The organism is Providencia sp. Me31A, from assembly GCF_050487165.1.
GTDB lineage: Bacteria > Pseudomonadota > Gammaproteobacteria > Enterobacterales > Enterobacteriaceae > Providencia.
Genome location: NZ_JBKQGZ010000028.1, coordinates 39,192 through 55,378 on the forward strand (window position 1 = coordinate 39,192; position 16,187 = coordinate 55,378).

The window sequence follows — 16,187 nt, forward strand, 5'->3', positions numbered from 1 at the left end:
AATTATTACTATCAAAAAACCTGTTTAAACTCAATGGATCTGCGCATGTTTTTCCATCAGTTGACTCATTAATTGTAGTACACTCAATAAACGATGCCGCTGTTTGGCTTCAAGCCTCAGATAACGGCGCGTTGCAGGAATACGGCTTACCATTTCAGATGCAGTAAAAGGCTCTATTTCACAATGCCACTGACCGTTATTAAATTCTATTAAGCAATGATTAAAATCCAATTCAGCTAATGTTTGTTTGATAATAGGATATTCATTTATCCAATCAATGACTTTCTGCCCATCCATTTGTTTCGATACAAAATGGATATGTTTTTTTTTCACTGAGCCCCGTGTTTTTACCTCTATTGTTGCGTTAATATTCTGAGCACAAAAACCAGATACCACAAAGCGCGTGTATACAATAAAAGCCAGAAACAGTTTTCTTGGGCGCTCCGTCACTTCAACAACCAACTCAGACTGCGGTAAGATCTGCAAGACCCCCGGTGCTTTCCACTCACACGGGTAGGGAGTCATATCTTTCTCAACACGATTGAGTGTTAATCCAGCTTGATACCCCGTTGGCAGTCGCTTTTTTGTTAAACTGCCTAAGCGTTGCCACACTGAAGGCTTAGGCGAGGTTGCGTAATGGCTCAAGTTGGCCTCCTTCAATATCTTCATCTCTGAATGAATTTGATAAAACTAATTCAACATCGACAGGTTTGAAAGGATTTACTTTTTGTACGAAAACCGTCCAAATAAGAGCGTAACTGGCCGTTATTCCTAACATAATTGCAAATGGAATATACACATCTGACTTATTCATACCCGGGGGGGTGATATAGATGATTGCAAGAATAATACCCACACTCGAAATAATCTGTGGTAGTGGGAAAAATGGTGAACGGTAAGCACGGTGTAAATCAGGGCGACGAATGCGTAATAATACAACGGAAAGCGTCACTAACAAATAAGCGGTTCCCCAAGAGCAAACTGCAGCTAATACCAGAGGGATGATGCGGTCAAGATCCCCTTGAATAGCAAAAGCATGTAAACAAGGGATCATCACTGCCACTAAAATGCCAAATACGGGGGTTTTAAAGCGAGGGTGCAAGTAAGTAAAAATACGTGGTAGTGCACCATCTAACGCCATACCATATAGAATACGTGGCACTGCTGCCATTAATGTATTGATCGTTGCACCACCCGCAAGTAATAGAGCAACACCAATCCAGTATTTACCGAACTCCCCCATCACAATTTCTGCAAAGGCAGGGATTGCCATTGGTGTTTCCAGTAAACGTGTGCCTGTTTGCGGGTCAACCACCACGTTTTCCACTTGGTTTGCCAAGGCTGCACCAAATAGCACCATACACAGGGCAACACAGAACAAGCCTGTCGTCATCGCTCGTGGAATAACTTTAGCTGAATTTTTAATTTCAGGCGCCATTGGAGTCACTAATTCACATCCCACAAACATGAACATCGCCATACCTACAAAGCTTAACACCAACTCTGGATCAGTATTCAATGGGCTGCCAAACCAACCTTCCATATCGACGTGAAAAGGCATCAATAGGCCACTCACACTGAAAATAACCAGTGTTGACCACATCACAAAAGTCAGTACCACTTCAACTTTACCAAAAGCTTCAATACCAAATGCATTTAAGATACCGAAAGTTACCACCAGCCCAACACCAACCATCCATGAAGAATGACTAGTTTCTAGAACTGTGTTTAAATGCTCAAAGTTGACCAATGCCATAATCCCAGAAAGTATGGTTTCGGCCGTCCCTGCAAAGACGTGCACAATTAAATAGGCAGAGAGTGCACCGGTTATCGCCCAAAAACGCCCCATTCCACAAGAAATATAATCATATACCGACCCCGACGTTGGCAAGATAGCCGCTGCTTCTGAAAACGTGGTGAGCTGAGCTTGCATCATAATGAAACTAAGTAGCACTGCTAAAGCAAAAGTATCACCGCCAATACCGAATCCGCTAGTGACGGTTAAAATAACGGGGCTGGCCATAATCAACCCCGCAGAGCTAGCCAGTGTGGTAGGAAAGCCAATCTTTCCTTTCTCTAAATGTGACGACAATTTTGAGGATAAATTCATTTTGCTTCCCTCTCGCTCTTTATGCAGTCATAAATGTGAATTTTTTGTAAAGATAGAGTGACTACATGGCCACTATAAAAATAAGCACAAATAGGTCGCTATCGTTCTAAAGGACGATACCCAGAGGGAGAGGGAGGTTGATTTTAATAGCGAAAAGTACCTGCAATTCAATCCAAAATTAAGATAATTTATTATATATCAACGCATAAGAATCAAAAGCTTCATTAATATGTTAATAAAAAATAAGCGAAAGATACCAAAAAGGAGCTTACACTCTTTGGCTAGATTTTTATGAGTTTTAAATACTGCAATCGACTTCACGTTATTAACATGTTTACTTTATGTTAATAAAAATAAAAGGCATGATAATAATTCAATTGACTAAGAGGCTACGGAAGGGAATATCATGAATCCACCATTGTTTAGTCTTCACCAACAAACATTGATTGATTGCTGTCTTAATACGATTGCACATATTATTCCTATCTCAGCATCCGTTTATTACCTCGTCAATGATCACTGGAAACCTGATAACTACGTCTTATATGGAATTCCATCAAAGATGCACCAAGACTATCTGGCCTATTTTCACCAAATTGATCCTTTGCATCCTGATAATTTTCGCAATGATGACCTCAGGCTCGTTCGCATGGAACCCGACATACGCCAGAAAAATCAAGCTTTTTATCATGATTTCATGCAACCAAATAACCTCACCGATATGGCAGAGATCTTTATTCGTCGAAAAAATAAAATTATTGCGGGGATCTCTGTGCTACGTGATAGTCCATTTAGCCAACAGGAAATCATACGTTTAAATGCCATTTTGCCCATTGCTGAATTGATGACATTCGATGTATTACCTGATTCTCTAGTTTCCTATACACCCAAAGAACAAGAAATTATCCACTTAGTACGAGAAGGCGCGAGCAATAAGCGAATTGCCCTATTATTAGGGGTCTCACTTTCTACAGTAAAGACTCACTTACGCAACATTTTCACCAAAGCGAATGTAACCAACCGAACCGAATTAGTGTCATCCGGTTTTATCATTCGCCAAGAAAAGTTTCAATGAGCCTAACGGCCCCCCGCTGCATCAATAATCGAACCTGTGACATAAGAAGCAGCATCACTTAGCAACCATACGATAATTTCTGCAATCTCACGTGGTTCTCCCCCTCTTTTCATTGGCAATTGCGAAGCAATACGGTCTACACGCCTTTCTTCCCCACCATCTTTGTGCATTTGCGTGTAAATATAGCCAGGGCGAACACCATTAACTCGAATGCCAACGTCTGCGAGTTCAAGTGACAGCCCTTTGGTAATTGAATCTACTGCACCTTTAGAGGCCGCATAATCAATATATTGCCCAGCAGCACCTAAGCGTGCCGCCGCAGAGGAGACATTTACGATGGCTTTGCCTTGAAATTGATTAAAATGGCGTGCATGTTTGATAAATTCACGACAACAAATCAGTAATCCTGTCACATTTGTGGCTAATACCTGATTAATACGCTCCGCTGTCAGTACCTCTGTACGGCACTGTTGAAATAAAATTCCAGCATTGTTTACTAAATAATGTAAATCACCATACTGCGCTTTGATGCTAGCGAATAGCTCAACAACATTATTTTCATTACTGATATCACAGCGCAGCGCATTTGCAGTACCACCGGCTGAGCGAATATTTTCTACAACAGCCTCTGCTGCTTGCTGGTGACTTTTATAATTAATCAGCACATGCATACCAAGGCGACCTAATTGAATCGCTGTAGCTCGGCCAATACCGCGACTTCCCCCTGTAACCAACACTTTTTTCATACTGTTACCTATGCGTGAATAACGGTTACCCCCATCATAGCCACGAATAACTCACTCTATCTATAAAAATACAAAAAACCCGGCACGATAGCCGGGAAACATTGATAAAAAGAATGTTAATTAAACTCTAATAACGCACCATGACAGATTTTAATTCGGTATAATATTCGATAAAAGCACTGCCAAACTCACGACCAATCCCAGATGACTTGATGCCACCGAAAGGTACTGCCGGATCTAGGAAGGTGTGCATATTCACCCAAACCGTTCCTGCTTCAATTTGTGAAATCATACGCATCGCTTTGCTGAGATCGTTAGTCCATAAACTCGCCGCTAAACCAAACGGGGTGCTATTCATCAACTCAATAAGTTGCTCCTCATCATCGTAGCTGAGGAATGTCCCTATTGGGCCAAAAGTTTCTTCCTTCATTAATGCATCGTCAGGGCTATTCGCACAAATAATGGTTGGCGGAACAAAGTAACCCGTCCCCGCAATTGGCTGCCCACCATAAATAATTTCATTACCTTCTTGGCGCGCTTTTTCAAACAATCCTAAGATTTTTTCATAGTGCGCTTTGTTTGCCAGTGGTCCCATTTCCGTTGTTTCATCTAATGGCGCCCCCACCTTCATCGCAGATAAACGTGCTTTTAACTCGGTTAATACAGGCTCCATCAACTTAGAAGGGATATAAAAACGCTCCGCAGCCGCACAAATTTGCCCTTGGTTCAGATACCCTGCTTCAATGATGCCATTGACAATTTTTTCAACCGGAAGATCCGCTAAAAATGCAGCGCCATTTTTACCACCAAGCTCAAGAGTTACACGGGTTAACTTACCCTCCATCGCTGTACGCCCTACCGCCAACCCAGTTGGTACAGAACCCGTAAATGTCACTTTCGAACAAAGAGGATGGTGAATAAGCGCAGGCCCAACCTCACGGCCACCGCCATTGACGATGTTAATCACACCGTCAGGGATCCCTGCTTCTTTTGCCAGCTCAGCGACTCGCAACATTGTCAGAGGCGTAAACTCGCTCGGCTTCAATACAATTGTACAACCACAGGTTAATGCCGCTGCTAATTTCCAAATAGAAATCATAATGGAAAAGTTCCAAGGAATGATCCCTGCAACCACCCCAACTGGCTCGCGCTGTGTAAAGGCAGAATACTTTTCACCATTAAATGATGGCAATGAAACGTTGAGAGTTTCACCACTGATTTTTGTCGCCCAACCAGCAAAATAACGTAAAAATTGTGCTGAAGAGCCTACCTCAAGAAAGCGAGAAAGCTGAATTGTTTTTCCTGAGCATAGCGTTTCTAATTGGGCTAACTCCTCAAGGTGCTTCTCAAATAAATCAGCAAGGCGGTTTAAGCAATTCCCTCTTTCCATCGGCGTGGTATTTGCCCAAACCCCTTTAAATGCAGCGTGAGCGGCGTTCATTGCTTCATCCACTTCCGCTAATGTGCCTTCTTTCACTTTAGCAATAGCTTGCTCAGTGGCAGGATTTACGACATCAAAAAGAGTATCTCCCTTGCCAGAAACCGGCAACCCGTTGATAAAATGACCATGTTGGCGTTTTAAAAATTCACTGACTTCTGGTAATAGGGCTAACTCACTCATCGTTATCACTCCACTAAATAAGAATTAATTAAGCATTTACACAAGCTAGATAGTGTTTGACGAAACGTGGTGCCTCAATCTCCCATAAAACTTCAGTCCCTTTTGCCGCAAACCATGAGTCGCCTTTATGATACTCAACCGTGACACCCGTTTTAACATCGGTTAATTTCACAGAGCCTTCATGCACCGTCGCCATCTCATCAAATGGGTAAATCATTTTAAATTTGCCTTTGGTACAAGCAAAGATCCCACAAGTCAGGTTATCGGATGGTTCACCGTGGATCATTGCCACACTGGCTTGCGGGTCACCTTCAACAACAACAGACCCTAAATTAGCAACGCTACCAATATTTAATAATTCTGGCAGTGGTTTATTCAGCAATAATGGACTAATCATGATGTTTACCTTTAATAAATTTCAAAAATAATGAGACTGATAATGAATTAGCGGCGACCTTGCCAATAACCCGACGTTTGATGCATGATTTTTGCGAGCGAAACAATCACATTACGCATACTATCTTTACCGATAATATTGGCATGGGGAATTGAACTCATTAAGTCATAACGATGAGAACCTTCCACCATGCCTTCGGCAAGCACTTTACAAACAATCTGGCTAGGTGTGACACCAAAACCAGAATAGCCTTGCGCATAGAACACATTTTTATGTTGCGGTAATGAGCCAATTTGTGGAAATAAATTCGCACTACACGCCATTGGGCCTCCCCACGCTAACTCAATTTTGACATCTTTGAGATAAGGGAAAACTTTCAACATTAAGTTACGGTTCCAAGCTTTAAGGTCTGATGGAATATACTCAAGCAAATGTGTCGAACTGCCAAATAACAAACGGTTTTCGTTAGTGACTCGGTAATAATCAATTACAGGACGAATATCACTATACGCCCCACGAATTGGGCTAATCTGCTCAATTAATTCGTCAGACAATTGTTCCGTCATTAACTGGTAAGCGTAAGTATTGATTGTTTTTGGATAAATTGTCGGCTCAAGGCCATTTAAGAATGAGTCACAAGCCCACAACATTTTCTGTGCTTTGACCGTTCCCATCGCCGTTCTTACCGTAATGGTATTGCCATATTCAACATTCAATACTTGGCTGTTTTCAAAAATTTTTGCACCATAGATTTCACTAATTGCCTTTGCTTCACCTAGCAATAAATTCAATGAATGGACATGCCCTCCACCCATATGTTTGATACCGCAGGTATAGGCATCTGAACCAATGATCTGTTTTAATTCAGAACCACTATAAAATTCAATTTCTTCTTCAGGATCAACTGCTTTAAAATCTTTCAGCCAAGTGCGTAAAGTTTTTTCTTGGCGCTTGTTACTACCTAAATAGGCATATCCGCGGCAAAAATCGGCATCAATATCATATTTAGCAATACGCTCACGCATGATCCCAGCGCCCATGTTACTGAGCTTAAAAATGGTTTCTAAACCTTCTGGACCTACGTATTTTTTAATAGCATCAATATCATGGCCAATACCCGCCATCACTTGACCACCATTACGCCCAGAACCACCATAACCAAGATAGCGCCCTTCTAGAATCGCAATATTGGTTATGCCTTTTTCACACAACTCTAGTGCCGTGTGAACTCCAGAAAACCCACCCCCAATAATCACAACATCAACATCGATATCTTCTTTTAAGATTGGAAAACGTAGATCGTACTTCTTCGTTGCAGCGTAATAAGTTAGTGATTCGACTTGGTTATTCATAATGGATACCCTATTTAGTATCTTGTGATAACCCAATTATCTTAACCTTACATTAACAATTACATAGCCCTTTAGGGACATTCAAAACATAAAATTAACATTTGTGACGCAGGTAGAATATTTAAATAAAAATAAAATCCAAAAAAATAAAAATTTCATTTTATTATTCAACTAGTTATTGAATTATTACCATGTTAATAATAACAATTAAATAAACCGATAATACGCTGAAAAATGATGAGTTAACTGGGGCAATGACGTTTTAGTTTATTGGCTAAACTTGTTCATGAATAAGTTAAATAACTCTGCTTGTGAGTTAATATCTAGCTTTTGATAAATATTTTTACGGTGGTTTTTTACTGTTCCTAAACTAATAAAAAGAGCCTGCGCGATTTGCGGAGACCCTTTCCCTTCAAGGATCAGTTCAACAATTTCACACTCTCTTGGTGTGAGACCAAATCGAGTTTGCATGTCCGCTTGTTGGTAATAACTAGAAACAGTATGAGGCAAAACCTCTTTATGTAATCTAGCCATACTACAAATAATATCAAATGCATCTTTAAGAGGTGCTTGCGTATATTTTTCAGAGAAAAAAGGCCTCTCTTCGTTACCAAAAAAAATGCCCAGCTGCCTATCAGTTGAAATTTCTAATAACAAACCCGCTTCATCACACCAACCTGTCTTACGATAAAAATTCAAGTAATAATCAGTATGATAGAAGCCTTTAGGTGCGAGTTCTTTTAATGTCAGTACTTTCGAAGCTCCACCTTTTTGGATCTCTTGGTAAAAGGGGTCCATTAAATAAGCCCCCCGCTGATAAATTCGGTTAACGCTGTCGCTATTGCGTTGCTCTACTTTAGACAGAAAACGAGGTGGGAACCCTTTTTCAAAGGAGTAAACAATCGCATTATCAAATGTAATGAATGATGATAGCCACGATAATAAATTAGGGTAGAACTGATTAGTTGCAACAGAATCAATTACATCAGGTAATTTATTGAGATAGTTATTCATTTCGCCCCTCTAATTTATTAATAAGCGCTCACGCATAAAAGCAATGAATTCACTGGATATAAAAAACATATTCTGCCGATAAGCTCAAACCGATTGTTATTAATATGTTAATCAAATCACAGTCTCGTCCAAAAGTATTAATATTTTGTTACCAATTTTCTTATGTGTAATAAGTAAACAAGAAGCTGATCACAGGAAAAAAACTGATAATTACTTAGTCTACCTCATTAGATAAGATTGTTTTTATACAAGGAGATACAATGCCTTTACACAAGATTATTTTGGATTGTGACCCTGGCCATGATGATGCAATGGCTATTTTATTGGCACTTGGTAATCCAAATATTGAATTAGTGGCAGTAACCACCGTTGTTGGTAACCAAACTTTAGAAAAAGTGACACATAATGCAAGAGCGATCCTTGAGTTTGCTGGTGCAAAACAGATTCCAATTGCCGCTGGCTGCACACGCCCACTTGTTAGAGCGATTCAAAATGCCGCTGAAGTTCATGGCATCAGTGGGTTAGATGGTACAAACCTTCCTGAACCAACTATCCCCCTAGATAAACGTCATGCTGTTGATTTAATCATAGATACAATCAAAGCCAATCCACCTAAAACAATCACCTTAGTCCCCATTGGCGGTTTGACTAATATAGCCCTCGCCGTAAGAAAGGCTCCAGAAATTACTGAATTAGTCAAAGAAGTCGTTCTAATGGGCGGCGGCTATCACACAGGAAATCGTTCTGCGGTCTCTGAATTTAATATTGCAATTGACCCTGAGGCGGCTCATATTGTTTTCAATGAAAAGTGGCCTCTCACCATGGTTGGGTTAGATTTAACCCATCAAGCTCGGCCTGATGATCGTATTATGGCTGAGATTGCTGCGTTAAAGACCCCTATTAGTGAGTTTGTTGTTAGATCACTTAACTATTACACCGCAGGGTATCGCCAACGCAGTGGTCGCAGTGATCATGCTCCCGTTCATGATCCTTGTGCAGTCGCTTATTTAATTGATCCGTCAATCATTGATACACAAAAAGCACCGGTGAATATTGAATTACAGGGCGCCCTTACAACAGGTATGACCGTCACGGATTTTCGCTCTCAAGCAACAACTGACTGCCATACTCAAGTTGCAACAAAGCTAGATAACCCTAAATTATGGGCGATGTTTATTGATTCTTTAAAGCGATTAGACAAATAGAAGTGAAAGGTAGTTTATCATAAAAATAAACTACCTTTTCAAATGATTAGGAATTAATAATTTCTTTTAGCTTCATATAACGTCTTATTAAGCGCCATTTTAGCTTCACGGTCGTTGCATGACTCCAAACAACTTCCCAGTATCCTTTATCAAAAAATTGCTGCACCATGTCTTTTTTTATTTCTGGTGATTTAATTGCTAGCAACGCTTGAACGATACCTAACCCCTCTTTACCAACCTGCCATAAACACGCTGGAGCTTGCTTAGTTTGCTCTGGATAGCGCTGATAGATTTTTAATAGCATATCAATAATTTTCAAATAGGTGTTGATCTTACGAACAGACCTTTCATCACCAGAAAGAGAATGGGAAACTGATTGGTTGTGGATCAAATAACGATAATACTGCTCATTAATAAACTGAACGCGTTTAGCAACGAGTAAAACCTCTGTTGTCCAAGGGATATCTTGGTGATGAAGTTTCGGTTCAAAGAAAAATTTGTGCTGACGTAACATATCTAAACGATATAGATTTAGCCAAGTAACATGTAAAAATTTACGAGAGTTTAAACCGATCTCAAGCCATTGTGGCCCTGAAATTACACCTGTTGATGGCACTTTATTCGGTGGAAAAATCGCCTTAGGGGCATCACCATTAGTGTAAATGTATGTACCATTACAGGTCGCAACATCAAGATCCTCAGACAAAGCAATTTCTAATAAACGCCCATACATTTTCGGACTAATTTCATCATCAATGTCAGGAAAGGTAATATACTTCCCCGTTGCTTCTGCCATACCAGTATTGCGTGCAACTGAAACACCTTGGTTTTCTTGAAACAATACTTTCAAATTCGTAAATTTATCAGCGTAAGAGTTGATAACACTTTCACTGTTATCCTTAGAGCCATCATTAACGACAATAAGCTCCCAATTCTCTAATTTTTGTGCGATTAAACTGTCAAAAAACTGAGGTAAAAACTTTTCACCATTATAAACTGCAACAACAATGCTCAAAACTAGCTGAGAAGACATGTATTAACCCTATACTAATCCACCCGAAATTATTGATAACTCAAAGTGGCTAAACGAAATAAAAGAAACTAACAACAGGTCGTCGTTTCACTAAAACCACCCGTTTAGAAAAGCAAATGTGGTATTGGTTCCACTGTCATAAAAATTTAACAATCCAATAAGTCATGTCATAAGTGTCCATAGAATAATCTAAATTATATTTATACTTCAGTGAACTTATTATCACATAATTGACCTAACAAACATTAATTACACCTTATAAATAAACTATCGGGGAATTTATTGTGGCAGGAAGTAGCTTACTCACCTTACTTGATGATATTGCAGCGGTATTAGATGATGTTTCCGTCATGACAAAAATGGCGGCTAAAAAAACATCAGGTGTCTTAGGTGATGACCTTGCTCTAAACGCTCAACAAGTAACAGGCGTTCGCGCAGACAGAGAGCTACCTGTTGTTTGGGCCGTCGCTAAAGGCTCTTTTATTAATAAACTCATACTCGTTCCTTTAGCCTTGCTTATCAGCGCATTCCTCCCTTGGGCTATCACACCTTTACTCATGTTAGGTGGCGCTTATTTGTGTTTCGAAGGTGCGGAAAAGCTAGCGCATAAACTACTACATCCGAATACAAAAAAAACCACGACAGTTCAAGAGCAAAACCAACTATCCACTGAACAGATAAGCGAGTTTGAAAGAAAAAAAGTTAAAGGGGCTATTCGAACTGATTTTATTTTATCCGCTGAGATCATTGCCATTACATTAGGAATTGTTTCTACCACCACTTTTCTTAATCAAATCGTGGTGCTTTCAATCATTGCTATCGTTATGACCATCGGCGTATATGGGTTAGTGGCAGGTATTGTTAAACTCGATGATCTAGGCTTTTTCTTACAAAAGAAAACAGCAACACTATTAAAAAAATGTGGTAATGCTCTTATTTATATCACCCCATACCTAATGAGAATATTATCAGTTGTAGGTACAGCAGCCATGTTTATGGTTGGTGGTGGAATTTTAACACATGGAATTAGCTATATTTCAAAATGGATTGATGAATTGGCCTTTACAGCCACATTCACACCCGTAATTGGTAGTACAATGCAGTTTATCTTACCTACTATCATCAATTTGTTATTTGGTTTAGCTGTAGGGTTAATCCTCGTTGCAGCTCTATTTTTATTCAAAAAACTAAGGACATCCTAATTTAACAAGTCAAATAGCTCTAATAAATTAGAGCTATTTGAGCTATCATAGTTATCCATTTGTGGTTCTTAATCTTATTAATATGAATTTAAATATATAACGAATATCACCAACATCAAAATGATTTAAACCCAAAGAAATTCATTTTTAATTTACACTATAAACCTAAAAATCTCATAAAAACACAATAAAATTTACATATAACCATAAATATCAACAAACAAGATAAAACTGAGTGTTTCTTATGTTTATTTTAAACCTTACTAACTCGGTTTCACACTAAATCCAATACTGAGGTGGTATATTTAATTATTCCACTTTTATGAACAATACAATAACTTTTATTTTAAACTTCATTAAATACGTTATGTCTAAGGAAAAAACATGCCGACTTTATATCGTCGATTTTCAATTATTAACCAAGTGATAGGCCTAATGTTGCTTATTGCGATTTTAGGGATTATTGGAATGACGATTTCGAACCGCATGATTATTAGCGTACAAGGCAACGCACATGCAATAAATAAGTCAGGTTCTTTGCGAATGCAAAGCTACCGCCTTCTTTCTTTAGTACCGTTAAACAACCAAAATCAGCGTTATATTGATGCCCTAGAAAATGATTTGGTCAGCCCTGAGCTTACTCAAGTAGTAAAAGCAGAACATTTAACCCCCCAATTTAATGAGCTTCATGACTTTTGGTTACAAACCTTGCAGCCTGCATTAATGGCAGCAAGCACTCCAAATGATGCAAGATATGAAGTCATTTCATTCGTCAATAAACTAGACGAACTAGTGCACCATATTGATGAGAAAACAGAAAGAAAAATTGCTTATGTTGCAATGACACAACTCATTTTTATTGGCTTAGTTTTCTTGTTATTAATAGGAACAATGTGGCATTTACGACGTAAAATTTACTATCCTTGGATGAAATTATTATCCATGGTAACCGCTATTGGACAAAAAGATTTTAGTCAGCGTTATCCCAAAAATCATCGACAAGATGAGCTTAATGCGCTTGGAGAAACACTAAATCAAATGTCTGATGAATTAGCTCAAAGCTACCATCAACTCGAAGAAAGAGTTGCAGAAAAAACAGCAGACCTAATCACGAAAAACCGTGTTTTATCTTACTTATACCAATCAAACAAAATTCTTCATTCCTCAGAATCTCTTTATTTAAGGCTGCAAAAAGTCTTAATCGAATTAAAAAACATTACTATATTAAAAAACCTTAGCTTACGGTTATATGAAGAAAGCAATGATAGCTATTTTCATGAAATATGCTGTTACTCAACTGGGTTAGTTGCTCCTGATAGCATTTTGCCAGAAAAACAGGCCACCACAGGAAGAACAAAAAACTTACAGTGGGATCTATCCGATAATATGCATCGTTACGGTATCATAATTGGGGAAATAGATGAAAATCAAACACTTTCAGATGAACAAAATAGTTTAGTTTCCGTTCTGGCTAAACAAATTTCTGGTATGCTAACAATGGAGCAACAAATTGAGCAGCAGCAACAGTTACTTATCATGGACGAACGTTCAGCAATTGCACGCGAACTCCATGACTCCATTGCACAATCATTATCATGCTTAAAAATGCAGATTAGCTACTTACAACTGCAACCCGACCCTTTACCTGAAAAACCCCAACAGCTGTTGATGGAAATGCGTAGTGAAATCAATAGAGCATACAGCCAGTTAAGGGAATTATTGACAACTTTTAGACTAAAATTAACCGAACCAGGTCTATTGCCATCTCTTGAAAGTACAATCAATGAATTTAGCGAACGCTTAGGCTATAAGGTAGAATTACGTTATGACCTGCCAGCAAAAAGTATTTCACCGCACCAATCAATTCATATTATACAGATAATCCGAGAAGCTCTTAGCAATATTCTGAAGCATGCTGATGCTAAATGGGCTGAGGTTTCGTTAAACCAACATTCTGGTATTGTTTGTATTACTGTTACTGATGATGGTGCAGGGATCTCATCAAATGCTGATAAACTAAATCATTACGGTCTTATTATTATGAGAGAAAGAGCATCAAGTCTTAATGGCGAATGCACTGTTATTTCTAGAGAACAAGGGGGAACTGAAGTTAAAGTTACCTTCCCTTTAGTTGAAGCTTAAACACTGGAAAAATCATCTATGGAAAATAAAAATATAATGAATGAAAAATCAACCATCTTACTTATTGATGACCATCCTATGCTAAGAAATGGAGTCAAACAACTAATCAGTTTGGAACCTTCATTAAAAGTTATCGGTGAAGCGGGAGACGGTAAATTAGGGATTAAAATAGCAGAAGAACAAGATCCTGACCTCATTTTACTCGATCTCAATATGCCTGGTATGAATGGATTCGAAACCTTAGATGAACTGAGAAAACGTGAATTATCAGGTAGGATCATTTTATTTACTGTTTCAAACTATAGTGATGACCTCGTCAACGCCTTAAAAAGAGGGGCTGATGGTTATCTACTTAAAGATATGGAACCCGAAGAATTGATTATCGCCCTCAAAGAAGCAGCAAGCGGTAAATTAGTTGTTAGCCCAACACTAGCGTCAGTACTCGCAGAGTCATTAAGAGATAATACAGGGCAAGATGAAAACAACATCACAACGCTAACTCCAAGAGAAGCTGATATTTTAGAGCTAATCTCACAAGGCTTGTCTAATAAAATGATAGCTCGTAAACTCGACATTGCAGAAAGTACGGTTAAAGTTCATGTTAAACATTTACTTAAAAAATTAAATCTAAAATCTAGAGTAGAAGCTGCCGTCTGGGTATTACAACAAAAGTAAGATTAATTTCGCAGCTATATAATGAAAGAAATAGCTGCGGATCTTTTATAGAAATAAGATTAAGTCAAATCAAATAAAAATAGCTCTAATCTACAAACTAATCTTTTGGATTATAATAAACTATTATAAAACTTATGATGGAAATAATTTAAGATGGAAGATAATTTAATTTTAGTCAACGAGCATGATGAGCAGATCGGAATAATGGGAAAATTATTAGCTCATCAACTTGGGCGTTTACATCGTGCATTTTCGATATTTATTTTTAATCATCAAGGTCAGCTACTTATTCAACAAAGAGCTTTTCACAAATACCATTCAGCTGGCCAATGGACTAACTCATGTTGCAGTCACCCAAAACCAAATGAGGATACTCTTAAAGCAGCAGAACGTAGGCTCAAAGAAGAGCTTGGTTTCGTTACTCCATTAACTCATGTAGGCTCAATCATCTACCATGCTAAAGTTAGTGGAGGCTTAATTGAATACGAATTTGACCATATTTTTATTGGCTATTATGACCAATGTGTTACGCCAAATACAGATGAAGTAAATTCTATCCGCTGGGTATTTCCTTCAGAATTAATACAAGAAGTTGCCCAATGCCCTGATAAGTTCACTCCCTGGTTTAAAAAAATACAGGAAAAATATCCCTTATTAAATTTTAATTAGTATTAAAATTTCATATCTTTTTGGTTAAGCCATAAATTAAAAATAAGATGTAAAAACTAAAAATGCATTATAAATAATTATTTAACTTACGTTATTTAGCCACATCATTCTATAGTGAGTTAATTTAATAAAACGTTATTACTCTTTAATTTAGTGAATTTTCAGAGTAAAAAATAATATTTTATAGACTCAGCATAGCTGACTCCTTGATCTCAATTAAGACTCAAACAGCGAATGGGCTGTTACTTACTATGTTATATCCGCCATTTCCATTTATGACATTGATACTCACTGAGATTTCATCCCCTCATTGATCCTGCAAGCTTATAATTCATAATACTCATTAGATTTCATTCGAAATCTCGACTGCTTCCTCAGTAGTAAGTGAGCTGTTACTCACTACTTTGAGCCAGGCACTCCTATTCATCACGGTGATAACCAAACTTATAATTCGCAATATGCATTTGATTTTATTAGGAATCTCAGTTACTTCCTCAGTAGCCAGTAAGCTGTTACTCACTACCTTGAGTCAGGCACTCCTATTCATCACGGTGATAACCAAACTTATAATTCGCAATATATATTTGATTTTATTAGGAATCTCAGTTACTTCCTCAATAGTAAGTAAGCTGTTACTCACTACTTTGAGTCAGGCACTCCTATTCATCACAGTGATAACTAAAATTACGTAATCAGGTAAAGTCTTCGCTATAACACTCAATAGAGGACGTGGTAAAAACAAGGGTGGGTATTGTGTGGAAAATAAAGAAGAAAATAGAAAAATATTTGTCATTTCCCAAACGCAAAAAAGCCACCCATTGGGTGGCTTCTTCACTAATTTAATGTCTGGCAGTTCCCTACTCTCACATGGGGAGACCCCACACTACCATCGGCGCTACGGCGTTTCACTGCTGAGTTCGGCATGGGGTCAGGTGGGACCACCGCG

General features: G+C 38.4%; 14 protein-coding genes and 1 rRNA gene. 6 read left to right on the forward strand and 9 right to left on the reverse strand.

Features of this window, described 5'->3' with window-relative positions:
* Positions 1-30: 30 nt before the first annotated feature.
* Positions 31-645, reverse strand: coding sequence for a DUF3156 family protein (locus ACLPIE_RS19435; RefSeq protein WP_430263368.1), 615 nt, complete (start codon positions 643-645; stop codon positions 31-33).
* Complete coding sequence (locus tag ACLPIE_RS19440) at positions 620-2,110, reverse strand: APC family permease (RefSeq protein WP_430263369.1); 1,491 nt, start codon at positions 2,108-2,110, stop codon at positions 620-622. The genes ACLPIE_RS19435 and ACLPIE_RS19440 overlap by 26 nt, the downstream gene beginning before the upstream one ends.
* Before the next feature lie 406 nt (positions 2,111-2,516).
* On the opposite strand from ACLPIE_RS19440, the gene ACLPIE_RS19445 reads away from it, so the two are divergent.
* Complete coding sequence (locus ACLPIE_RS19445; protein WP_430263370.1) at positions 2,517-3,185, forward strand: helix-turn-helix domain-containing protein; 669 nt, start codon at positions 2,517-2,519, stop codon at positions 3,183-3,185.
* A gap of 2 nt (positions 3,186-3,187) precedes the next feature.
* On the opposite strand, the gene ACLPIE_RS19450 is transcribed toward ACLPIE_RS19445, so the two are convergent.
* The 5 genes from ACLPIE_RS19450 to ACLPIE_RS19470 form a co-directional block, all read right to left on the reverse strand.
* Positions 3,188-3,931, reverse strand: coding sequence for an SDR family oxidoreductase (locus ACLPIE_RS19450; protein ID WP_430263371.1), 744 nt, complete (start codon positions 3,929-3,931; stop codon positions 3,188-3,190).
* Between the two features lie 127 nt (positions 3,932-4,058).
* Positions 4,059-5,552, reverse strand: coding sequence for an aldehyde dehydrogenase family protein (locus ACLPIE_RS19455; RefSeq protein WP_430263372.1), 1,494 nt, complete (start codon positions 5,550-5,552; stop codon positions 4,059-4,061).
* 28 nt (positions 5,553-5,580) lie between these two features.
* A complete protein-coding gene (locus ACLPIE_RS19460) occupies positions 5,581-5,949 on the reverse strand; it encodes a cupin domain-containing protein (protein WP_430263373.1) in 369 nt (122 codons plus the stop codon).
* A gap of 47 nt (positions 5,950-5,996) precedes the next feature.
* Complete coding sequence (locus tag ACLPIE_RS19465) at positions 5,997-7,301, reverse strand: NAD(P)/FAD-dependent oxidoreductase (RefSeq protein ID WP_430263374.1); 1,305 nt, start codon at positions 7,299-7,301, stop codon at positions 5,997-5,999.
* A gap of 267 nt (positions 7,302-7,568) precedes the next feature.
* Positions 7,569-8,315 carry a helix-turn-helix transcriptional regulator gene (locus ACLPIE_RS19470; RefSeq protein ID WP_430263375.1) on the reverse strand — a complete coding sequence of 249 codons (747 nt, stop codon included), beginning with the start codon at positions 8,313-8,315 and terminating at the stop codon, positions 7,569-7,571.
* Between the two features lie 260 nt (positions 8,316-8,575).
* Between ACLPIE_RS19470 and uriH the strand changes: the two genes are divergently transcribed.
* Positions 8,576-9,520, forward strand: coding sequence for a uridine-preferring nucleoside hydrolase UriH (gene uriH, locus ACLPIE_RS19475; protein WP_430263376.1), 945 nt, complete (start codon positions 8,576-8,578; stop codon positions 9,518-9,520).
* A gap of 46 nt (positions 9,521-9,566) precedes the next feature.
* Here uriH and ACLPIE_RS19480 read toward each other — a convergent pair whose 3' ends face one another.
* On the reverse strand, positions 9,567-10,553 hold the full coding sequence (locus tag ACLPIE_RS19480; RefSeq protein ID WP_430263377.1) for a glycosyltransferase: 987 nt from the start codon (positions 10,551-10,553) through the stop codon (positions 9,567-9,569).
* Positions 10,554-10,837: 284 nt separating this feature from the next.
* On the opposite strand from ACLPIE_RS19480, the gene ACLPIE_RS19485 reads away from it, so the two are divergent.
* From ACLPIE_RS19485 to idi, 4 genes are all read left to right on the forward strand, one after another.
* Positions 10,838-11,755 carry a DUF808 domain-containing protein gene (locus ACLPIE_RS19485; RefSeq protein WP_430263378.1) on the forward strand — a complete coding sequence of 306 codons (918 nt, stop codon included), beginning with the start codon at positions 10,838-10,840 and terminating at the stop codon, positions 11,753-11,755.
* Between the two features lie 384 nt (positions 11,756-12,139).
* Positions 12,140-13,897: a nitrate/nitrite two-component system sensor histidine kinase NarX gene (narX, locus tag ACLPIE_RS19490; protein ID WP_430263379.1), complete on the forward strand. Its 1,758-nt coding sequence runs from the start codon at positions 12,140-12,142 to the stop codon at positions 13,895-13,897.
* A gap of 36 nt (positions 13,898-13,933) precedes the next feature.
* On the forward strand, positions 13,934-14,572 hold the full coding sequence (gene narL, locus ACLPIE_RS19495) for a two-component system response regulator NarL (protein ID WP_430263380.1): 639 nt from the start codon (positions 13,934-13,936) through the stop codon (positions 14,570-14,572).
* A gap of 153 nt (positions 14,573-14,725) precedes the next feature.
* Complete coding sequence (gene idi / locus ACLPIE_RS19500; RefSeq protein ID WP_430263381.1) at positions 14,726-15,241, forward strand: isopentenyl-diphosphate Delta-isomerase; 516 nt, start codon at positions 14,726-14,728, stop codon at positions 15,239-15,241.
* An 844-nt stretch (positions 15,242-16,085) separates the two neighbouring features.
* Here idi and rrf read toward each other — a convergent pair.
* Positions 16,086-16,187: ribosomal RNA gene (gene rrf / locus ACLPIE_RS19505) — 5S ribosomal RNA — on the reverse strand; the annotation flags it as partial.